This is a genomic window from Caloranaerobacter ferrireducens (genome assembly GCF_001730685.1).
Lineage (GTDB): Bacteria > Bacillota > Clostridia > Tissierellales > Thermohalobacteraceae > Caloranaerobacter > Caloranaerobacter ferrireducens.
On the sequence record NZ_MDJR01000005.1, the window covers coordinates 101,098 to 124,062 of the forward strand.

Sequence of the window (22,965 nt, forward strand, 5' to 3'; positions counted from 1 at the left end):
ATGAAAAAGATAAACGATATAATAGATTTGTTTAAGATTAATATAATTAAAACTTTAAAAGAGGAAAATTTGGATTTTAACATAGATTTTGATGTTACAATTCCTGAAGATTCAAGTTTTGGGGACATATCAACCAATGTATCATTAAAATTAAGCTCATATCTTAAAAAGCCCCCTAGAGAAATAGCAGAAATTATTACAAAAAAATTTGATAGAAGTTTGTTATATGTAAGTAAAATTGAAATTGCAGGACCAGGATTCATAAATTTTTATTTAGACGATACTTGGATAATTAAAATTGGAAATATGATATTAAGAAATGGTGTAGATATATTAAAAAAAGATAGGGGTGAAAGTTATTTATTACATTTAATATCAGATGATCTATTAAATGAAAATAATATTAATAGGGCTAGGGCTTATGCATATGCACTTTTGAATATTCTAAGATTAAAAGGTAATAAAGTTTATTTAACTGAGACAATCAAAAAAGACAAATTATTAGGCTTGGGAACTTTTAACCATATAATTAATATTTTTCCTTATGGACATTTGAGAAATTTATGTTATAATACTAAAGGTGAAATTGTTGAGGTTGGCAATATCTCACTGCAGAATGGGAAAAATAGGTTTAATGAAAACATTAAAGGTTTAATAGGTGAAAAGAGATTTAATTTTTGGGCTCTATCTAAAACTGCCAAGCGAAATATAAGTATTCCTCTAGGTTCAGCTGTTATTAATACTACAGATAATCCTTATTTTTTCGTTAGTTATGTCTATGAAAGAGCTAACAATATAAATTCTATATTAGAAAGAGAAGGCTATAAGATAGGCGATAACTTAGAAGATATGTCTTTTAACTTGGTTGAAGGAAAAAAATTAATATTTCAAATCTTGGATTTAGAAAAGGTAATGGAAGAAGCTATAAGGTTTAAAGAACCATATAAGCTTTTCAATTACCTTTATAATTTTTGTGTTAATTTTTATGAATATAACAAGAAGCTTTTTATTAGAGAGTTTGAAGAAAAAAATATTTTAGGTAATATGTATATACTCAATGTTATAAAAGTTTTTGTTTCAGAAATATTGAGTGTTTTAACAGTTAAGGTATTTGATATGTAAGGAGGTAAGATTGGTATGTCAAAATTCAACATAAAAGAAATAGCCTTATCATTAGCTACAGGAATGCTAGTAGGTGTTATATTTAAGGTTCTAAAATTCCCTTTACCTGCTCCACCTAATATACCAGCATTTATGGGTATATTTGGAGTTTGGTTAGGTGCAACTTTAGTAAAAAATTAAGAGAAAGGTAAGTGGTAGTATGGATATAATGTTAATTATAAAAGCTACATTAGCAGGAACAGTTTTAGGTGCTATCTTTAAGAAATTTAAATTACCTCTTCCTGCACCACCAGTTTTAGCTGGAGTTATAGGTGTGTTAGGGGTAGTATTTGGTGGAATGATAGCAGACAAGCTATTCTAATTGTAGTATAATAATTAATGTAAGAATAATAATATTTATTAGGCACTCATAGAGTGCCTAATATTTGGCGTTAAAAGCCGAAAATTCGGCAGAGGGGGAAATTCGGTGAGAAAGTTTTTTTTCAGAGAAAACATTTTTGAAATATTAGATTATTTAGATGAAGGTATTCACATTATAGATAGTAGAGGTAATATTGTTTATTATAATAAAGCAGCACAAAGACTAGATGAAATAGAAAGAGATAAAGCTATTGGAAGGCATATATTAGAAATATATCCTTCACTGACATATGAGACTAGTACACTTTTGAAGGTAATTAAGACAGGACAGCCCATATTTAATGTTGAGCAGACTTTTGTAAATTATAAAGGGGACAAGATTACTACGATTAATACATCCTTGCCAATAAAGGCAAATGGTAAAATAATTGGGGCTTTGGAAATATCTAAAGATATTACTCAAGTTAAGAGATTGTCTGAGAAAATTGTTGACCTGCAAAAAGAGCTTTTTAAGGATGAAAGAAGAAAGTCCAGTAAAAATAAACAAATGGCTAAATATACTTTTGTAGACATAATTGGTCAAAGCGAGAAAATGTTAAGACTTAAAACTTTGGCTCTAAAGGCTTCTTTGGTATCATCTCCAGTTTTGATATATGGTAAAACAGGAACAGGAAAGGAACTTTTTGTTCAGTCAATCCATAATGCAAGTTCTAGAAGAAATAAACCTTTTATTGCTCAAAATTGTGCAGCATTGCCATCTGGTCTGTTAGAAAGTATATTATTTGGAACTGTTAAAGGTAGTTTTACTGGAGCAGAGGATAGACCGGGATTATTTGAACTTGCAAATGGTGGAACACTTTTTTTAGATGAAATTAATTCGATGCCTTTAGATTTACAGGCAAAGCTACTTAGAGTTATTCAAGATGGTAGTATAAGAAGAGTAGGGGCAGTAAAGACAATTGATGTAGATGTTAGAATTATTGCTGCTATTAATGTTTCTCCTGAAGAAGCTATTGAAAAGAAACAAATAAGAAAGGATTTGTACTATAGACTTAATGTAATTACATTAGGTCTTCCTGAACTTAAAGAGAGAACGGAGGATATTCCTTTCTTAGTAGAGTATTTTATAGATAAATATAATAGGGCTTTAGGAAGAAATGTTAAAGGTGTTTCAAAGGATGTTATGAATTCATTTTTAAAATATTATTGGCCGGGAAATGTTAGAGAACTTGAGCATGTTATAGAAGGTATAATGACTCTTCATGATATAGAAGAAATACAGTTTGAACATTTACCGAGGCAGTTTAAAGAAACCATAAAAAAATCAACTACTATAAGACCTCTAAGAGAAACACTTGAGGAAACAGAAAAAAATATAATATATGAGGCTCTTAAATTGACAGATTGGAATATAACTAAGACATCTGAGTTGATTGGAATACCTAGGCAGACATTGCAGTATAAGATGAAAAAATATGGATTAAAAAAATAAACACGAGTGCCGAAATTTAGGCACTATAAACAAAAAAACGGCTTTTAGCCGTTTTTTTGTTTATGCATATAACTATTAATTCGCGAAAAGCGAACGTCGAACGACGAAAAGCGAATGACGAATCTTGGCATATTTCTTGCATAGATATTTATTCGGTGAAAAAATAAAATAGGAGGGGAAAGTAAAATGAAGAAAGGATGTCCATACGGAACTCACAGAGTAGTTGAACCTAAGGGGGTATTACCTCAACCTGCATTAAAAATTGATAATAACATGGAAATTTACGACAACGAAATATTAATTGATGTACAAACATTAAACATAGACTCTGCAAGTTTTACACAAATTAAGGAAGAAGCGGGTGGAGACATAGAAAAAATTAAAGAAATAATGATGAATATAGTTAATACAAGAGGTAAACATCAAAACCCTGTAACAGGTTCTGGCGGTATGTTAATCGGTACAGTTGAAAAAATAGGACCAGCTCTAGAAGGAAAGACAAATCTTAAAGTTGGAGATAAGATAGCTACATTAGTATCATTATCATTAACTCCTTTAAGAATAGATGAAATACTAGAAGTAAGAAAAGATATTGATCAAGTAGATATAAAAGGAAAAGCAATACTATTTGAAAGTGGTATTTATGCTGTAATACCAGATGATATACCAGAAAATCTTGCATTATCTGTATTAGATGTTGCTGGTGCACCAGCTCAAACTGCAAAATTAGTTAAGCCTGGTGATACAGTATTAGTTATAGGTGGAGCAGGTAAGTCTGGTATGTTATGCTTATATGAAGCTAAGAAAAGGGTTGGAGTAACTGGTAAAGTAATTTGTTTAGGATATAGTCAAGCAAGTATAGATAGAGTTAAGAAAGCAGGATTAGCAGATTATTATATTAAAGCAGATGCAACTAATGCTGTTGAAGTTATGGAAAAGATTAAAGAAGTTACAAATGGAGAGATGGTGGATATAACTATAAACTGTGTAAACGTTCCTAATACTGAAATGGCAAGTATATTAGCGACAAAAGATGATGGTTTAATCTATTTCTTTAGTATGGCTACTAGCTTTACTAAAGCAGCATTGGGAGCAGAAGGGGTAGGAAAAGATGTAACTATGATTATAGGAAATGGATATACAAAAGGTCATGCAGAAATTGCTCTTCAAATAATGAGAGAAAGCGAAGATTTAAGAAAAATATATGAAGAGTTATATGCGTAATTATTAGTCGTTCGCTTTTCGCTGTTCGTCATTCGTTTTTCGAATGGCGAATATCGAAAGACGAATATCGAATTTAAATTAAAAGGGGGAGATTTAATGGTAAATTTCAGAGATATTGAACTTTGGAAAAATGTAACAGATGAAGAATGGAACGATTGGAGATGGCAGGTAAAAAATAGAATTACAAATGTTGAAGATCTTAAGAAAATTATAAACTTAACAGAAGAAGAAGAAAGAGATATAAGAGAAACATTAAAGAAGTTTAGAATGGGTATAACGCCTTACTATGCTTCTCTTATGGATAAGGATGACCCTAAATGTCCTGTTAGAATGCAAGCAGTACCTACAATAATGGAAACTCATACGAGTTCAGCAGATATGTTAGATCCATTACATGAAGATACAGACTCACCAGTTCCAGGCTTGACTCACAGGTATCCTGATAGAGTGCTTTTACTTATAACAGACCAATGTTCTATGTACTGCAGACATTGTACAAGAAGGAGATTTGCAGGGCATCAAGATGCAGCAATGCCAATGGATAGAATTGAAGCAGCTATCGAATATATTAGAAAAACACCTCAAGTAAGAGATGTTCTTTTATCAGGCGGAGATGCTTTGTTAGTGTCAGATGAAAGATTAGAAACTATTATTAAAAAGTTAAGAGAAATACCTCATGTTGAAGTAATACGTATAGGTTCACGTACTCCTGTTGTATTACCGCAGAGAATTACAGATGACCTAGTTAATATGCTTAAGAAGTATCATCCAATTTGGTTAAATACACACTTCAACCATCCAAAAGAAATTACAGAGGAGTCAAGAAGAGCTATAGAAAAACTAGCTAATGCAGGTATACCATTAGGTAACCAATCTGTATTACTAAGAGGTGTAAATGACTGCGTACATGTAATGAGAAAGTTAGTTCATGAATTGGTTAAAATTAGAGTAAGACCTTATTATATATATCAGTGTGACCTTTCTATGGGTATAGAGCACTTTAGAACTTCAGTTTCAAAAGGTATAGAAATTATCGAAGGTTTAAGAGGACATACTTCAGGTTATGCTGTACCTACATTTGTTGTAGATGCTCCTGGCGGCGGAGGAAAAATACCTGTAATGCCTAACTATGTAGTATCTATGTCTCCTAACAAGGTGATTTTAAGAAACTTTGAAGGAGTTATAACAACTTATACTGAGCCTGAAGATTATAAATCTGAATGTAATTGTTCTGTATGTAGAGGGGAAAAAGAGCATAAACTTACAGGTGTAGCTGGTCTTTTACAAGGCAATGATATAGCCCTTGAACCAACTAAGCTAGAGAGAAGAGAAAGAGCGGAAAATAGATGATAGGTATTGGGTGCTAGGTACTAGGTACTGGAGGCTGTCAGCTGTTGACTGTCAGCTGTCAGCCTTTAATCAATATGCGAGGTGCTAAAGATGAAGCTTATAGATATCATAGATAAAAAATATAAAACAGTTTCAATTGTAGGTATGGCAAAGAATGCTGGTAAAACTGTTACATTAAATAAATTGATAGAGGATGCTTACGATAGAAATATAATATTAGGCATAACTTCTATTGGAAGAGACGGTGAAAATAAAGATATAGTTACAAATACTGAGAAACCTATGATATATGTTCCAGAAGGAAGTTTTGTAGCTACAACAACTGAAAATTTAGATAAAGGGGACGCGAAACTAGAGATTATAAAGGTTACAGAGTATAAGACGCCAATGGGGGAAGTGGTTGTAAGTAGAGTAAGAGACGGTGGATATTTGCAAATAGCAGGACCTCAAACTAATAAAGGTATTAAAGAAATAAGTGATTTTATGTTATCTTTGGGAGCAGAAATTGTTTTAATAGATGGGGCTATAGATAGAGTTTCTTCAGCATCACCCTCTGTTTCAGAGGGTACTATATTGGCTACAGGAGCGGTTATAAGCAGAGATATAAACAGAGTAATTGAAGATACGGTTCATACAATAAGACTTTTTAATCTTGAGAGTATTACTGATATTAATGAGAAAGCTGCTATTAAAGAAATAATGAAAAATGAAAGAATAGGTATTGTAGATAAACTCTTAAATATACAATATCTTGATATAAAGACTGCTATAAATAGTGGGAAAGTAATCGGTTCGGAAATTAAAGAAGATACCAAATATGTAGTATTTCCAGGGGCTTTGGTTGGAAAAACTTTAATTGATATTATAAGTACTACAAGATTATTTAAGCAGGTTGAGTTTATTGTTAAAGATGGGACTAAGATATTTATTTCACCAAAAGAATGGTTAAAGCTTATGAAAATGGGGGTTAAAGTTAAAGTTTTGGAATCTATTAATACATTAGCTGTAACGATAAATCCATATTCTCCACAGGGTTATTATTTTGATAGTAGTGAATTTCTAAAAAAAATGCGCGGCTTTATTAAAGATATACCTGTTTTTGATGTGATGTTGGGGGATGAATAAAATGAGTTTTTTATTGGATGATGAAACAAAAAAGATAATAGGTTTTAATTATGTGATAAACCAAATAAAAGTAATAACTCCATTTGGTTGTCAATTAAAAGAGAAATTAAAACCATATATGCCGGGAGAAGAGGATATATTAAGGGACGAACTAGATAAAGTAGAAACTTTAATAAATTTAATTAGAAATAATGGCAAAGAGTTTATTCGTATTAAAGGACTTCTTGAGCATTTTAAAGATTTAAGTAATTCGGTTAAAAATACAGTTAAAGGAAATACTTTAACATTAGTAGAATTGTTTGAGATAAAAAACTTCGTTTTTCTTTTAAAAAAGCTTAATGAAGAAATTCTAAAGCTAAATTTTGACATACCTTCAGATATGAGGATTAGGAGAATTGAAAAGCTAGAACGCCTATTAGACCCACGAAATGAGGGTATAATGACATTTTATATATATGAGGAATATTCAGATAGACTTAAAGAAATCAGAGAGAACAAGAAGAAGCTTAAAGAAAGTATAAAGTGCGAAAAGAGAAAAATAAGGGGAAAAATAAAAAAAGACTTAAAGCTTAACGTGAATTTAAAAGGAGAAGTTACTGTATTAAAAGATGATACTGAATTAATAGAAAAAATTGAAAAATATCCTTTTCTAACTTATTCTTCTGAGACTTATATGAATATTAAATATGTAATTAAATCGACTCCAGTAATTGATAGTTTAGAGAAGGAGCTAGATAATGTTAAACGTATGGAAGAAGAGGAAGAATTTAAGGTTAGAAAAGAGCTGTCAAAAGAAATAGGTGGATTTAGTGATGCTTTATTAAGTAATATGAATGCTATTGGAAAATTGGACTTAACAATTGCAAAAGCATATATGGCAATTGATATTGATGGAGTTAAACCTAAAATTAAAAATGAACATTCAATAAATATAATAGATGGAAGGCATATTGAAGTAGAGGATTTTCTTAAAGAAAAGGGAAAATCATTTACTCCAATAAGCATTAAATTGTCAGAAGGTGTTACATGTATTACTGGAGCCAATATGGGAGGTAAGACTGTTACTCTTAAACTTATTGCATTATTGTCTGTAATGGCACAATATGGCTTATTTATTCCTTGTAGAGGAATGGAACTAGGGCTTAATGGATTTATACATGTATCTATAGGCGATTTGCAGTCTGTTGATAGGGGGCTAAGTACATTTGGTGGAGAGATAAGTAAGCTTAAAGTTGCATTAAATAGAAAGGATAATAGAGGACTTATTTTATTAGATGAACTTGCGAGAGGAACAAATCCAGAAGAAGGATATGCGATATCTAAAGCAATAGTTAATTTTCTGAAAGATAGTAAAAGTATAACGGTAATAACTACACATTATGATAATGTAGCAAATTCGGATGATGTGGTTCATCTCCAAGTAATAGGTCTTGCTAACGTTAATTATGATGAATTAAAACAGAGGCTTTTGAAAGATAAAATAGATGGTATTGAAGTTGTAAGTCAGTATATGGATTATAGATTAAAAAGGGTAACTAATAAAAGTCAAGTTCCTAGAGATGCAATAAATATAGCAAGATTGATGGGGCTTGATGAAGAGATACTAAAAAATGCTGAGGAGATATTGGGTGCTGGGTACTAGATACTAGTATTGGATATTTGCTGTTCGCTGCTCGCTTTTCGCTCTTCGAATATCGAAATACGAATGGTGAATAGCGAAATACGAATTACCAAAATGCAAAGGAGGTATGTTATATGAAGAGCAAGTTAAATCTTGATCCGAATGTAATAAATAGTGCTAGAGAGGCTGCAAGAGGTATAGCTGAAGATGTTCAGGAATTTATTGATAGACATACTACAGTTTCAATTGAAAGAACTGTTGCCAGATTATTAGGTATAGATGGAGTGGATGAAATAGACAAACCACTTCCAAATGTTGTGGTAGACAACATTGTTGAAGGAGGAGGACTTCCTTTAGGAGCTGCTTATTGGATAGGTAATGCTATGGTTCAAACAGGAGATGATCCTCAGACTATAGCTGAAAAGGTAAGTAGGGGAGAATTAGACTTAACTAGACTTCCTATTGCAAGTATAGATAAGATTAAAGAAGCTATATATCCAATAGCGGTTAAAACAGTAGAGAGAATAAAGAAAAATAGAGAAAAGAGAGAAGAATATATAAATAGGCTAGGAGAAGGTAGAAAACCATATCTTTATGTAATAGTTGCTACAGGAAACATATATGAAGATGTTATTCAAGCACAGGCAGCTGCTAGACAAGGAGCAGACATAATAGCTGTAATTCGTTCAACAGCTCAGAGTTTACTTGACTATGTGCCATATGGACCAACAACTGAAGGTTTTGGTGGGACTTATGCTACTCAGGAAAACTTTAGAATTATGAGAAAAGCTCTTGATGAAGTAGGAGAAGAAGTAGGAAGATACATCAGATTATGTAACTATTGTTCAGGTCTTTGTATGCCAGAAATTGCAGCGATGGGAGCACTAGAAAGACTAGATGTTATGTTAAATGATGCATTGTATGGTATTCTTTTTAGAGATATCAATATGCAGAGAACTTTAGTTGACCAGTATTTCTCAAGAATTATCAACGGATACGCTGGTATTATCATAAATACAGGAGAAGATAACTACTTAACTACAGCTGATGCTGTAGAAGAAGCTCATACTGTTTTAGCATCTCAGTTTATAAATGAACAGTTTGCACTAAAAGCTGGTATACCAGAAGAACAAATGGGACTTGGACACGCATTTGAAATGAATCCAGACATTGAAAATGGATTTTTATGGGAGTTGGCACAAGCTCAAATGGCTAGAGAAATATTCCCTAAGGCACCACTTAAATATATGCCGCCTACAAAATTCATGACAGGTAATATTTTCAAAGGGCATATACAAGATGCAATGTTTAACTTAGTATCAATAATGACTCATCAGGGTATACAATTACTTGGGATGTTAACTGAGGCGATTCATACACCACATTTACATGATAGAATGCTTTCTATTGAGAATGCTAGATATATTTTTAACAATGCTAGAAACCTAGGAGATGAAATAGAATTTAAAGAAGGCGGAATAATTCAGACTAGAGCACAGGAAGTATTGAAAAAGGCTGAAGAATTACTTAAAGAAATTAGAAGAGAAGGATTATTCTCAACTATAGAAAAAGGTAAGTTTGGAGGAGTAAAAAGGTCAAGAACAGGCGGAAAAGGATTAGAAGGAGTTGCTGCTAAAGCAGAAAATTACTACAATCCGTTCATCCAGTTGATGCTTGGAGGTGACAGATAATGGCTATGGAGAAAGTAGATTTGACAAGAGTAAAACCTTATGGAGATACTTTAAATGATGGAATGATGCAACTTAGTTTTACTTTGCCTGTACCTTATGGTGATGAAGCAGACGAAGCTGCAAGAAGACTAGTAAAGAAAATGGGGCTAGAGGATCCAAGTGTAGTTTATTCTTGTGATTTAGGGGTAGGATATACTTACTTTGTTGTTTATGGTAAGTGTCAGCATACTGTAGATTACACAAAAATAGAAGTACCTAAAGTTGATATAGATGTAATGGATAAATATGAAGTAGAAGCCTATATAAAAGAAAATATTAAAAGAAATGTAGTAATTGTAGGAGCTTGTACTGGAACAGATGCTCATACTGTAGGAATTGATGCAATAATGAATATGAAGGGATATAATGGCAATTACGGTCTTGAAAGATATAAGGGAATAGAAGCCCATAACCTAGGGAGTCAGGTTCCTAATGAAGAATTAGTTGCAAAAGCTATAGAATTAAATGCAGATGCAATATTAGTATCTCAAGTAGTAACTCAAAAGGATGTTCACATTCCTAACCTTACACAATTAGTTGAGTTATTAGAAGCTGAAGGGATAAGAGATAAAGTTGTATTAGTTTGCGGTGGACCAAGAATTTCTCATGAGTTGGCAAAAGAGCTTGGATATGATGCAGGCTTTGGTTCAGGTACTTATGCTTACCATGTAGCTTCATTTATTGTAACTGAAATGGTAAGAAGAGGTTTGGTTTAATGGTAATAAAATGAGAGTAGGCTTAGAAAAGCTTACTCTCATTTTTAAAATTATTGCAAGTTATTTATAGACTATTTATTTCTAATTACCCATATTGTTATCTATGTATTTAATATTTTTTATTTCTTCTAAGAAAATAGGTAATACTCTTTCTTTATTTTTCAAAAAATAAGATAACCGTACAATAGCACTGTTTTTGTTATCAACGTAAAACAAGAAATAATCATTTCTTTTACCATATTCATTAGTTTTACTTCCTAAATATTCATTGTAGTGTTGTAACTCTTCTTCTTTTTTTACTTGTAAAGGTGGGCCGTGATCTTCAACAAATTTTTCAGCTAATAACTTAACTTCCTTAAAACTATTACCTGTTTCTATTTCAAATGGTAATACATTAATAGTTTCTGTATTATCATTTAATTGAAATTCAGTACCATCTTCAAATTCAACTACTTTAATTAAATCTGATATATACATTCCAAAGTAAGTAAATCTAATTTTTACAAATTTCACTGTCTTTTCTTCACCATGAATAATAATTTTTTTCTTCTCATTGCCATTATACTCTTTGCAATCTGGAAATAGATTTATACGATTTTCTTCAACTATTTTATGTATATTTTCTTGTTTTTGTTTAGGGGTATTGTTTTTTATATGTTCTTGTTTATTTTGATTTTGAGTTATATCTTTTGTTTTATCTTCAATCGCATTATTAATCTTATTCATTTGGCAATTTGTTAATATTAAAATAGAGAAGCATATTAGTAAAACTACAAAAATTCTGTTTTTCATTTTTTCACCTTATTTCTACCAGTTAAATTACTTTTAGAATCTTTAGCCCATTTGTTTATTTCTATATTTTCAAATAAATACGGGGTAGATTTATAAAGAATATATATTGTACCGCTATTTGCTACGGCATTTAACGCATCATTTAAAGTTTTGTAATTATTAATATAAGGTCCGACAGTTATGGTGTTTGGCAAGGAATGTACTATGTTTGGGTAAAATATAATTAGTATTAATAAAAGAAGTAAAAGGATAAAAAATATATATTTAATGAAATTTGTGAAATATTTACCTATAACTACGCCCCCTACCAATATTCAACAAAAATATTATACTATATACTATAAATATGCGAAATGTATTCGACAAAAAAGGATAAAAAATATTTAAAATAAGGAGGTTTTAAAATGAAAATTAAATATTTAGGTCATGCTTGTTTTAAAATTACTACAAATAAAGGTATAAGGATAATGACAGACCCATTTGATGAAACTGTAGGTTATGAAGTACCAAGAGATGAAGTTGATATAGTTACTACAAGCCATGAACATTTTGACCACAATTATATAGAAGGTCCTACTGGAGATTTTGAGGTAGTAAGTAAGGTAGGAAATTTCTATGTAAAAGATATACCAATTACAGGGATTGCTACTTATCATGACAAAGAACAGGGAAGCAAAAGAGGAAGTAATGTTGTATACATATTTACAATTGGAGATTTAAGAGTTTGTCATTTAGGTGATCTAGGGCATATACCAGATAGTAAGCAGATAGAAGCTATTGGTGAAATAGATGTATTACTGATTCCAGTTGGAGGAGTATATACAATAGACGCAGAAGAAGCAAAAAAAGTTGTAGACCTTATAAATCCTAATATAATTATTCCTATGCATTATAAAACAGACGATTTAAAATTTGAATTAGGAAGCTTAGACGATTTTACAAAGTATTTTGATAATGTAGAAAAAATAAACTCCCAAGAAGTTGAAATTAATAAAGACACTATTTCTAATGCAGGAAAGAAGGTTATTGTGTTAAGATATAAATAGGGTAATGGGTATACAGTTTGTGTGAAAACTCGAAATTCATTACTCAAATGTATATATAGTCTTATGAATTATGAGTAGATAGATTTTAAATGATAAAAACGTGGTAACTTTAGATTATACCACGTTTTTTATATTTAATTCTTTAATTTTTCAATACTTTTTTGAATTTTCTTTATTATCTTTTGATTTTTTTATCTTTTCTTCTAATTCTTTTACTTTCATTTTGTCATTAAACATTGGAAAGTCATTCTTATCAATAATTATTTCATAATCATCACTAAAATCAGAAAATTTTTCACTTTTAACTTTTATCTCCCCTTGAATATTACTTACAAGATAGTAAAATGAATCCCCAGCATTTTCATTTAAGAAAAAAATAATTCTTTCCCCTTCTCTAACGTTTGTCATATAATCTTTTATGAAAGTTTCTCCCTTAACTATACGACCTATAACTTTATCTATTCTAATTTTGCTTCCTTTAGATAAAGCACCTTTAAGTGATTTGTCTACTTTTACATCCATTCTTACAACTATTTTTTTAACAGATATATTAGGATTAGAAGTTTTTAATGGAATTTCTTTAGGTTTATGAATTTTTTCCACTACACCGATAACTATAGCATCACTTTTTTGTACTAACTCATCTGTTGTACTAAATATACGCTCTAAACTATGTGCTTTTGGTTTATCATTATCTATACTAAAATGTATTATTAAAAAGACTGTACCTATTAAAACAATAGCTATTATTAAAAAATTATTGATATTTTTTCTAAAAATATTCATAATACCCTCCTAGTTAAATTTATTTGTTTAAATTCTTTTACTTGCTCAATCTTCAAATATTATAAATTTATTTATGTGAGTTTCTTATTGCAATTATTTTGACTCATTTACCAAAACATACTATATTACTACAATATTTGTCAACGATGTTTTTGTTGCAATTTATCATATTTTAGAATGATATTACTAATTATCTAATAACAAAGAAGATATAATTAATCAAAATTAAATGGTATAATAGAGTAAAAAAAAGAGGTGTTTTATTATAAAGAATTATACGTTTGTTTTCACATACTCTGCATAGTCTATTGCCTTAGTTATCAGTTTACATTTTTAATCAAATACCCAGTACCTAGCACCTAGTACCCAGTACCTAGTACCCAGCACCTGTAATATAATTCCATTTAAGAAATCGCAGTATTTTGTCGATATAAATAAATGATGATACTAATGATTCGGAGGTATGGAAATGGATAGATTAAAGAGGTTTTTTTCTATAATTTTAGCTGTAATACTTACAATTACATATATTCCATATTTAGATATGATAAGTTATTCAGCAGATACTTTAAGTATAGATTCTATAACTCCAAATAAAGTTTCTGCTGCAAACGGTAAGATTATAACCATTATGGGGACAGGGTTCGGTAATGATAAGACAGAAATTGCAGAAATAAAGATAATATATGATGGAGAACCTACTATTGTTAACTTAAACAGTGATGACATATTATCGATTAATGATACAGAAGTTAGCATAAGAATACCACAATCAACAAACGGATATATAGGACTAGCTTATTTATCTATAAGTAGAACTGGCTGGGGGTCAGATTCCATACCTTTCGAATATATAAATGATCCTATTATTAATAAGATTGTTACAAATACAGAAATAAGTATTGAAAGAGACGCTGATGGAAATATAGTAAAGAATCCTGATGGTTCAGCGAAAAGAACTAAAGAGACATATTTAGAGATTTATGGTTTTAATTTCAACTTACCTGGTGATAGTGATAACATTGAAGATTATATTGAATTAAAAAATGCTGAAAGTACAATGGCAGCTGAGGTTATTTATCAAAGTGAAGGTTATATAAAGGCAAAGCTGCCCGAAAATTTTATATATGGAGATAGTTATGAAATAACTGTGAAAAATAAGTTTGGAGGTTCAGCTAATAGTAATCAGACTATTACGTTAGCAGAACATGATATTACACAGCTTTCGAACTTAAAAGTCAACATAGGTGGCACGTTAATTATATATGGTACAAACTTTCCTTCTGAAACTGATTTGAAGGTATATATAGGGGAAGAAAATGGAGAAAAAGAAGCAGTTGTAGATACAAGTACTTTAACTTCAACTCAGATTAATATTACGGTTCCTCAAGTAGCAACAACTAACTATCAAAATGTAAAGGTTTTAGATAACAGTAAACAAACAGCAGTAACTTTAGTAGATGAATTAGAAGTTTTACCATCTCCAACCCCTTTTACAGTATCTGCGATTACGCCAAATGCTGGTACAAAACAAGGTGGAACAGAAGTAAGGATAGTTGGTACAAATTTAACTCCTGATATGAAGATAATGTTTGGCGAAAACTATGCAACTAATGTTGAATTTGATACGGAAATGAGTGTAGATGGGACAACAGTTTTAAAAGCTATAACCCCACCATCTGATACAATTGGGGCTGTTGATGTAAAAATAATTAATCCTATTGATAATGGAGAATTCATTTTAGAAAAGGGATATAGATATACAGAAGTGGAAAATTCATTGGTAGTTATAGATATAAATCCAACTGAAGGTTACGAAACAGGCGGTGACTTAGTATCTATAACAGGGCTTAACTTTCAAAGAACTAAGGAAGATGATAATGGTGATATAGTTTCTGATGAAAAGGAATTTACATTATCTGAAGATAATAAGATATTGACATTAGAAAGTGATGTAATTAAGGATTATCCTAAGCTTGGAACTAGCGAACTAGTAGATGTAGTTAGAGTTAGAACCGTTAAGGTATACTTTGGCGGAGAGTTAGCCGAAATACAAACAATTCAAGAAAATGGACAAGATGTTCCGACTATAATAAATAAAGATACAGGTCAGCAGGTTTTGAGAGTTAAATCTCCACAAGTTGCATTAAAGCCAAGGGTAGATACTTCGGTGGACCTTTCTGTTGAGATAACAACTAAATTTATAGATGCATCTACATATAATGATGGCGATGATAGTAACGATATAGTTATAGATCAATTTACAGAAAAGGAAGTAGCTTTAAGACAGTTTATATATAAACCTGTTCCAAGTGCACCAGAGCTTAATTATGTGTACTTGTATAAAGTAAACGGACTACCTTTAATAGATGAGAATTCACAAATGGCTAAAGGTCCTTCTGAAAGTAAGGTATATATATATGGTTTAGATTTTAGACCTGATGCAAAGGTGTATTTCTTTAAAGAGGATGGAAGACCTTTAAACGAACTTCTTGTATCAAGTAATGAAGGACAAGTGGTTTCAGTTGATACTTTACAAGGAGCTTTAAATGGGAAGACAATCAATAGAATAGAAGTAATTGTACCAAATATAAAAGAATTAGGACCTGTTACAGTTTTAGTAGAAAATGCAGATGGCGGAAGGACAAAGACGATAGCCGAGTTTGTAGAAGAAGGAAGCTATACTGATAAAGAATTAGAGGTTAGACAGTTTGAATATATTTCTACACCAATAATAAATGAGGTATCACCAGAATTTGGTTCTACTAACTATACAGAAGATGGACAAACAGTTATAAGGAATCCTTTAGTTGTTATAAATGGGGATATGTTTTTAGCCATAGCAGAAACTGACCAAAATGGAGAAACAACTATTAAAAAACCTTATGTATATGTTGTTCCTGAAAGCATAACAACACAAGAAATAGAAAATGATCATTATAATAACCCAGATGCAATTCTTAAGTACAGAGGAGAAGTATTAGAGGTAACAACAGAAAATGATAATAAACTTATTAAATTAGATGGTGTTAAAGATAAACTAGGAAATAGAATGGTAGTTAAGATGCCTTCTGTAAACGAAGAAAATGGAGGCTATAGAGATATTATAGTTATAAATCCGGATGGTGGAATCAATAGATTGGAAGATGCTTTTGAATATAGAAAGCCTGAAAGTAGACCAGAAATTATATCTATTAAACCTGATAAAGGTAATGTATTAGGTGGCGAGAGAGTAGTAATTACAGGAAAAGATTTCGACTATGACCCACAAGAGGTGCTTATCATAGTAACTATAGATGGTGAGAAAGCACAGATCGAGAAGATAGAAAGAAGTATATCAGGAGCAGATAATACTGTAGATGTAACTATAATTACTCCAAGAGGAACAGAAGGTAAAAAAATAGTACAAGTTATAAACCAAGATGGTGGTACTGCTGAAGGATATTATACGTATACAAGAGTTTATACTAATCCTGTTATAAAAACGATAGCACCATCTCACGGTGGACCATTAACTGAAGTGATTATTAAGGGTGACGATTTTGTTTTACCTAACCCAGATTCACAAGATGAAGATGAACAGCATGGTACTAGAGTATTCTTTAATGACTATGAAATTCAAACTAGCGTAACAGATGAAAATCAGGCGGTAATAGAAGATGTTTATGTTATAGATAAAGAGACGATAAGAATAGTAGTTCCTGATGATTTACCTTTAGGCCTCAAAGATGTAACTATAGTAAACCCAGATACAGCCAAGTTTACTATAGAAGATGGTTTTAACTATTTAAAACCTCAAAGTAACCCTACTATTACTTCAATATCTCCAAGCGAAGGTTCGAGAGACGGAGGTACTATTGTAACTATAGAAGGTACAGATTTTATGGAAGATATTGAAGTATATTTCGGAGAAAAGAAAGGTATTAATCCAATAGTAAATGGGGATGGGACTAAGATATTTGTTACCACACCAGATTATGAGGTGGATGAAAAGATTACAGATAGAGTTTCTGTACCAGTTACTATTGTGAATTTTGATGGAGGTTCTGATACAGTACGTGACGGATTTACTTTTAGAGTACCAGGAAGTTTTCCAACTATAGAAAAGATAGATCCATCAGTAGGATCAACCGCTGGTTATGATACTATAACTATTATAGGTACTGATTTCAGATACTCAGATTTAAACAGTAATGGCAAATGGGATGAGGGAGAACCTCTACCAAAAGTGTACTTTAATGGTATAGAGGCTCTAGATGTTCAGTATTCTAGCTATAAAGTATTGATAGTTAAAACTCCACCATATCTAGAGCCAGGTAAAGTAGATGTTATATTAGTTAATCCAGATGCAGGTACATTTGTATTTAAAGATGGATTTACTTATGAAAAATCTAAGCCTGAAATAACTAGCGTAACACCTGATACTGTTACAAAATTAGGTGGTACAGAATTAACTATTCTAGGTAAAAACTTTATCGATAGAAACAAAATAAATCCTGAAAATTATTTTGGTGGAGAAGATATAGACTTAGAGGTTATCTTTGGAGATGAATATGATTATACACCTATTGTAGGAGGACATGGTATTGTAGAAGTTGGAAATCTGCAGGTTGAATATGATAATAGAGATGTAGAAGCTGAAAATAATGTATTTGTGAGATTAGATGGAGAAGACAAAATATCTTTCAATATTAAAGAAGGACAGACTAGAATAGAAACTTTGCCAACAGGTTTAGACGAAACAAAATTAGAAGGTATAAAGATAGAGCTTAAAGATAACAAGCTTATGGTCACAAGAAGATTATCGCCAAGAGTAGAGTATATAGATGAGAACACGTTAGTTGTAGTAACTCCTCCGCAAGATACAATAGGAGAAAAGAAAGTAAAAGTTGTAAATATAGATGGAGGTACAGGAGAAGGGGTAATAGAAATAAAAAATCCTAACAGTCAGCCAGTAATTACTGATATAGAACCTAAAAGACCTATTTATAAAGCTGACTCTGAGGAAGTAGATTATTATGTTGTGGAATCTACAATAGATGGAGGATTAACGTTTACTATTGAGGGAAGTGATTTTAGAAAAGGTGTAAGAGTAATGATTGGTAGTGAAGAAGCAGAAATAATAAGCAGAAGCAATGAAGATGATAAAATAGTAGTAAGGTCTCCTGAAGGAAGAGAAATAGATATAAATAAGCCTTTACGTATCGTAGTTATCAATGAAGATGGCGGAACTGCCGATTCATCTCTTAAAGAAGGGCTGCCAATATACTATGTATATAGAATAAAAGAAAGTAATCCAGTAATAGAGGAAGTTACTCCAGATAGAGGAAGTGCAGCTGGTGGTGATAGGATTACTATTACGGGTAATGACTTCAGGATAGAGAATATTACAGTAAGGATTGGAGCAAAAGAAGCAACTGTAGTCCTAGAAGAATCCTCATATAAAAAATTAGTTGTAATTACACCTTCAAGTGATATTTTAGGTCCTGTAGATGTATTTGTTAGAAATGAGTCAGCTTTAGGAGAAGTTGTTTTAAAGAATGGATTTACTTATTATTCAAACCCAACTATAACAGATATAACACCTGATGAAGTACATTTTACAGGAGGACAGAAGGTTACAATCAAGGGTACTCTGTTTATGGAGGGTATAAAGGTATATATCGATGGAGAAGAAGTTAAGGATGTAGCATATATAGATGAAAATACAATAGAAATAATAACTCCAGAAGGGGATTTAGGAGATAAGGATGTTAAGATAGAAAATACTGATGGTGGTTCTTTTGTAGCAATTAAAGGTTTAAAATATATTTTACCTATACCTGCAAACCCTACAGGATTTTTTGCATATCCTGGACATGAACGTTCTATAGTTTTGAAATGGAGCGAAACTGATGGAGCTGAAAGGTATAAAATATTCGGTAAGAAAAAGGGAGAAGAAGAGTATAAGTTTATAGCAGAAACTTTAGAAACAGAGTATTATATTAAAGATTTAGATGAAGATACTAAGTATTATTTCAAATTATGGGCTGTAAATAAATATGGAGAGTCTAAGGGGTATGCATATGCATATACCACTACATTAGATTCAAAGGAAGATAAAGGAGATAGCAAATATAAGGACGAATCTGTGACTGTTGAAAGCATAATAAAAAATTCAGCTGGTAGCATTTCTGTACTATTGCCAGAAATTTATACAAGTAGCCAGTATACAGTAAAACTAACTGATAAAAATTATAAAGATTTCAAGCAGATAGAATTAACTATACCATTGAGAGTGGTAATGGATAATTATGGAAGACTTATTGTAAATTCTAGTGAAGTGTATTTAGACTTACCATTTTATAGTTTAAAAACAGGCTTAATAAATAAGATTCAAAACATAGATAATGATTCTAATGTTAAAGTTATAGTAGCTCGAATTCCTAAGGCAGAAAAGCATAGAATATCTAAAAAACTTAGAAGAAGAGAAAAGCTTTTAACAGACGGATTCAAAATACAATTTATGCTTCAGGAAGGAAAGAGTATTATACCATTTGAAATGTATAATTATGTAACTGTTTCACTTATTGTTAATAAAGAAAATCTTGATAAAGAAAGAATGTACTTAGGCATATTAAATGTTGAGAAAAATAGGCTCGACAAATACGAAGCATCAATTTATCAGGTATTCGACTATAGCCTTATGAAATGGGTATATTATGTTGAAGGTAGAATAAATAAAGAAGGTAAATTTGTAGTGGGGTATAGATAATAGGTACTAGGTACTGGATGCTAGGTACTAGTTCCATTTTTTCCATACCTAGTACCAAGTACCCAGTACCCAAAAAGCGAGGTGTCGTAATGAAGAAAATAATAGCTTTACTAACAACAGTAATAATGGTTGTTTCAATAGCTTCAGTATCTTATGGAGTTTTAGGACAAGAAGCAGCAGCCTATGAAGGACTACCTGCTTATAAGGAACTATATAACAATATTAACTTTGCAGATATAAAAAGTCATTGGGCGAAAGATTCTATATATAGAATGAGTAGTCTTTCAGTAATAAAAGGAGTTGGGTATAATAAATTTTATCCTGATGGTACTTTGACAAGAGAACAGGCTATAGCTTTATTGGTAAGGTTATTGGGACTGGAATCTCAAGCTCAAATTTCAGGTGAAAATTCTATTAAAAATAGTGATACAGGAGGATATACAATTCTTACTCCAAATGATTACTGGTCAAGGGGATATATAGATGTAGCACTTCAAAATAATATAATTACTCAGGAAGAAGTTGACGATATTTTAACTTTAACAGAGGAAGAACAGAATGATCTGGAATTAGAAATTGAGAAAGAAATTGTTTCGTATGAAACAGACCCTGATTTAACAGATAATCAAATAAAAAATATTGAAAATCAGTTAAGAGAAAAGATAGAGAAAAAATACACATGGAAAAAGCCAGCAGATAGAGAACAGGTAGCTATATGGGTATCTAGAATACTTGATTTAAAACCTATTTACGGACAAGCACAGCAAAAAATATACAACTTAAAAGATTGGCAGAAAATAAAAACTACAAATATACCTATTATAGAAGCTTTATTACAAAAAGGAGTAATGAAGGGTGATGACAGAGGGTATTTTAACCCTAAAGGTTATCTTAAAAGAGCAGAGATGGCTAAATTATTAGACAATATATTTGAAGATTTTTTGCTTAAACAAGGGTATAAAATAGGTACTGGTCTAGTAGAAAGAATAGACAAAAACTATCAAATAGATGAAAAAACTACTATTGAAAAGAAAATTTTTAGAATAAAAGATGACGATAATAATATTTTAAACTTTATTGCTCAGGAATCAGAAGATGACGTTTATGACAGAGGGTTTTTAGTTTATAAAAATGGCAGTTTAACTAAATATAATGAATTGAATGAGTATGATTATATAAAATATTATATTAATCCTCAAAATAATGTTGTCTTTGTTGAGATTTTAAATAACATACCTGTTTTACTTGATGGAACAGTAGAAAAAATTGGAGATAATCAAATTACGATTAGGGACTATTTAGACGATATTCACAGTTTTAATATAATTCCTGGAGTTGATATAAGAGTAAACAATAATAAAGCGAAGCTAAGTGATTTACTTTATGGGCAGGATGTGACATTGACGATTAGTGGCGGAAAAGTAATAAAGATAGATGGATACATTGATATTGAAGAAGAAGGATATATTCATCCAGGAGACAGAATATTTATCGGAAAGGTTCTTTATATTGATAGTCAAGACAATAAACTGACTTTATTAAAGGATAATAATGAATATGAATTTATCATTAAGCCATATGTTCCAGTAATAAAAGGTGATACAAATATTAATTTAAGCAGTATAAAGGAAGGCGATATAGTAAAACTTGAGTTTGACCAGTATGAAGGAAATATGCCTGTGAAAGTAAATGTTTATACAGATGATAGGCAGTTTGAAAATATTATAAAAGGAAAGCTAGACTTTGTGAACTTAGTTAGAAACGAGATTATTTTAAGTAATGTCTTTTATTATGAACATGCAAAATGGTTATATAAAGATGAAAGTATGAAGTTATCTCTAGATTCTGATGTAGACATTTATTTTGATGGTTTAAATATTCCGAAAGAAAATCTTAAACAGTATTTAGGAAAAGAAGTATATTTAGCTACTGATAAGAAATACGGTAAAGAGGAAGCATTTAAGATTATATTGAAAAATGGATACGAAAGAAACTATTATAATTCAATTCAAGATATTGCTTATGGGCAGAATAAAATAAAAGTAGATTATAATGAGATTTATTATGATAGTAAAAGTACTATAATTATAAAAGACGGAAGAGTAATTCATCCATATAATTTAAATAAAGGTGATGATATTTACGTAATATCGCAAGGAAAAGATAAATATACAGCTGCATTAATTTCAGTTGAAAATATACCTTCAACAGGACTTGTTATATATAGAGGAAGAATTGATGAAATAGGTGAGTATAAATTTGAACTTGATGATTATGATGTTCTAAAGGATAATAATTGGGATTTTTCTACAAAACAAATAAGCTTTGATATTAGTGAAGATACAAAAATTTTGGATACAAGAAATGATAATCCTATAGAAGTTTCTATAAAAGATTTTACAAACAGTAGGTTCCTAGAAGATAAATATTCAATAAACAGTTATTACAGGAAATATGCATATGTTGTAAAATATGACGATATGACAATAGCAATGAATGTTATAGATGAAAATACTAATCCGAAGATAATCACAGTAGCAGATGTGGATAATGTGGATAAGATTAATAAGAATATTACTTTAAAAAATATTAAAGACTGGAATGAGTTTAAGGGTATTTGGAATATTAATAATGCAACATTTACTCTAGATGTGAATAAAGCATTAATTATAAAAGAAGGACAGAATATAACTATTAACGATATTTCACCAGGCGACAGTTTATACATCTTAAGAAATAATAACGTTGGGTATATAGTGGTGGTTAGATAACTACGGTAATTCGCTATTCGCTTTTTGTTGTTCGAATAATAAATTGCGAACGGCGAATGACGAAAAGCGAACGACG

General features: G+C 30.8%; 16 protein-coding genes. 13 read left to right on the forward strand and 3 right to left on the reverse strand.

The window, feature by feature from the left end:
• From BFN48_RS08755 to kamE, 10 genes are all read left to right on the forward strand, one after another.
• Entirely contained in the window at positions 1-1,122 is a 1,122-nt protein-coding gene (locus BFN48_RS08755; protein ID WP_069650519.1) for a DALR anticodon-binding domain-containing protein, read from the forward strand.
• 15 nt (positions 1,123-1,137) lie between these two features.
• Positions 1,138-1,302: a XapX domain-containing protein gene (locus BFN48_RS12170; protein ID WP_207644720.1), complete on the forward strand. Its 165-nt coding sequence runs from the start codon at positions 1,138-1,140 to the stop codon at positions 1,300-1,302.
• A gap of 19 nt (positions 1,303-1,321) precedes the next feature.
• The gene (locus BFN48_RS08760; RefSeq protein ID WP_207644721.1) at positions 1,322-1,483 is read left to right on the forward strand and encodes a DUF1427 family protein; all 162 of its coding nucleotides are present in this window, start codon (positions 1,322-1,324) and stop codon (positions 1,481-1,483) included.
• A 105-nt stretch (positions 1,484-1,588) separates the two neighbouring features.
• A complete protein-coding gene (locus BFN48_RS08765) occupies positions 1,589-2,974 on the forward strand; it encodes a sigma-54 interaction domain-containing protein (protein ID WP_069650520.1) in 1,386 nt (461 codons plus the stop codon).
• A 186-nt stretch (positions 2,975-3,160) separates the two neighbouring features.
• Complete coding sequence (kdd, locus tag BFN48_RS08770) at positions 3,161-4,198, forward strand: L-erythro-3,5-diaminohexanoate dehydrogenase (protein WP_069650521.1); 1,038 nt, start codon at positions 3,161-3,163, stop codon at positions 4,196-4,198.
• Positions 4,199-4,294: 96 nt separating this feature from the next.
• Positions 4,295-5,548 (forward strand): lysine 2,3-aminomutase, encoded by a 1,254-nt coding sequence (gene kamA / locus BFN48_RS08775; protein ID WP_069650522.1) that lies wholly within the window; start codon positions 4,295-4,297, stop codon positions 5,546-5,548.
• A gap of 90 nt (positions 5,549-5,638) precedes the next feature.
• Positions 5,639-6,673 (forward strand): lysine 5,6-aminomutase reactivase subunit KamB, encoded by a 1,035-nt coding sequence (kamB, locus tag BFN48_RS08780; RefSeq protein WP_069650523.1) that lies wholly within the window; start codon positions 5,639-5,641, stop codon positions 6,671-6,673.
• Between the two features lies 1 nt (position 6,674).
• Positions 6,675-8,315, forward strand: a complete 1,641-nt coding sequence (gene kamC / locus BFN48_RS08785) for a lysine 5,6-aminomutase reactivase ATPase KamC (protein ID WP_069650524.1) — start codon at positions 6,675-6,677, stop codon at positions 8,313-8,315.
• 113 nt (positions 8,316-8,428) lie between these two features.
• On the forward strand, positions 8,429-9,985 hold the full coding sequence (gene kamD / locus BFN48_RS08790) for a lysine 5,6-aminomutase subunit alpha (protein ID WP_069650525.1): 1,557 nt from the start codon (positions 8,429-8,431) through the stop codon (positions 9,983-9,985).
• Positions 9,985-10,740, forward strand: a complete 756-nt coding sequence (gene kamE / locus BFN48_RS08795) for a lysine 5,6-aminomutase subunit beta (RefSeq protein ID WP_069650526.1) — start codon at positions 9,985-9,987, stop codon at positions 10,738-10,740. The genes kamD and kamE overlap by 1 nt, the downstream gene beginning before the upstream one ends.
• Before the next feature lie 81 nt (positions 10,741-10,821).
• On the opposite strand, the gene BFN48_RS08800 is transcribed toward kamE, so the two are convergent.
• The gene (locus BFN48_RS08800; RefSeq protein ID WP_069650527.1) at positions 10,822-11,532 is read right to left on the reverse strand and encodes a hypothetical protein; all 711 of its coding nucleotides are present in this window, start codon (positions 11,530-11,532) and stop codon (positions 10,822-10,824) included.
• The gene (locus tag BFN48_RS12245) at positions 11,529-11,726 is read right to left on the reverse strand and encodes a hypothetical protein (protein WP_141706155.1); all 198 of its coding nucleotides are present in this window, start codon (positions 11,724-11,726) and stop codon (positions 11,529-11,531) included. Before BFN48_RS12245 ends, BFN48_RS08800 begins: the two co-directional genes overlap by 4 nt.
• 210 nt (positions 11,727-11,936) lie before the next feature.
• On the opposite strand from BFN48_RS12245, the gene BFN48_RS08805 reads away from it, so the two are divergent.
• A complete protein-coding gene (locus BFN48_RS08805) occupies positions 11,937-12,578 on the forward strand; it encodes an MBL fold metallo-hydrolase (RefSeq protein WP_069650528.1) in 642 nt (213 codons plus the stop codon).
• A gap of 150 nt (positions 12,579-12,728) precedes the next feature.
• Here the strand turns inward: BFN48_RS08805 and BFN48_RS08810 are convergent, their stop codons facing one another.
• Positions 12,729-13,364, reverse strand: coding sequence for a hypothetical protein (locus BFN48_RS08810; protein WP_069650529.1), 636 nt, complete (start codon positions 13,362-13,364; stop codon positions 12,729-12,731).
• A 469-nt stretch (positions 13,365-13,833) separates the two neighbouring features.
• On the opposite strand from BFN48_RS08810, the gene BFN48_RS08815 reads away from it, so the two are divergent.
• Positions 13,834-20,118, forward strand: a complete 6,285-nt coding sequence (locus tag BFN48_RS08815) for an IPT/TIG domain-containing protein (protein ID WP_069650530.1) — start codon at positions 13,834-13,836, stop codon at positions 20,116-20,118.
• Positions 20,119-20,207: 89 nt separating this feature from the next.
• Complete coding sequence (locus tag BFN48_RS08820; RefSeq protein WP_069650531.1) at positions 20,208-22,889, forward strand: S-layer homology domain-containing protein; 2,682 nt, start codon at positions 20,208-20,210, stop codon at positions 22,887-22,889.
• Positions 22,890-22,965 lie beyond the last annotated feature (76 nt).

What these genes read in the sequence shown, in the direction of transcription:
- BFN48_RS08755 (WP_069650519.1), top strand. Translation starts at nt 1, where the DNA reads ATGAAAAAGATAAACGATATAATAGATTTGTTTAAGATTAATATAATT.
- BFN48_RS12170 (WP_207644720.1), top strand. Translation starts at nt 1,138, where the DNA reads ATGTCAAAATTCAACATAAAAGAAATAGCCTTATCATTAGCTACAGGA.
- BFN48_RS08760 (WP_207644721.1), top strand. Translation starts at nt 1,322, where the DNA reads ATGGATATAATGTTAATTATAAAAGCTACATTAGCAGGAACAGTTTTA.
- kdd (WP_069650521.1), top strand. Translation starts at nt 3,161, where the DNA reads ATGAAGAAAGGATGTCCATACGGAACTCACAGAGTAGTTGAACCTAAG.
- kamA (WP_069650522.1), top strand. Translation starts at nt 4,295, where the DNA reads ATGGTAAATTTCAGAGATATTGAACTTTGGAAAAATGTAACAGATGAA.
- kamB (WP_069650523.1), top strand. Translation starts at nt 5,639, where the DNA reads ATGAAGCTTATAGATATCATAGATAAAAAATATAAAACAGTTTCAATT.
- kamC (WP_069650524.1), top strand. Translation starts at nt 6,675, where the DNA reads ATGAGTTTTTTATTGGATGATGAAACAAAAAAGATAATAGGTTTTAAT.
- kamD (WP_069650525.1), top strand. Translation starts at nt 8,429, where the DNA reads ATGAAGAGCAAGTTAAATCTTGATCCGAATGTAATAAATAGTGCTAGA.
- kamE (WP_069650526.1), top strand. Translation starts at nt 9,985, where the DNA reads ATGGCTATGGAGAAAGTAGATTTGACAAGAGTAAAACCTTATGGAGAT.
- BFN48_RS08800 (WP_069650527.1), bottom strand. Translation starts at nt 11,532, where the DNA reads ATGAAAAACAGAATTTTTGTAGTTTTACTAATATGCTTCTCTATTTTA.
- BFN48_RS08805 (WP_069650528.1), top strand. Translation starts at nt 11,937, where the DNA reads ATGAAAATTAAATATTTAGGTCATGCTTGTTTTAAAATTACTACAAAT.
- BFN48_RS08810 (WP_069650529.1), bottom strand. Translation starts at nt 13,364, where the DNA reads ATGAATATTTTTAGAAAAAATATCAATAATTTTTTAATAATAGCTATT.
- BFN48_RS08815 (WP_069650530.1), top strand. Translation starts at nt 13,834, where the DNA reads ATGGATAGATTAAAGAGGTTTTTTTCTATAATTTTAGCTGTAATACTT.
- BFN48_RS08820 (WP_069650531.1), top strand. Translation starts at nt 20,208, where the DNA reads ATGAAGAAAATAATAGCTTTACTAACAACAGTAATAATGGTTGTTTCA.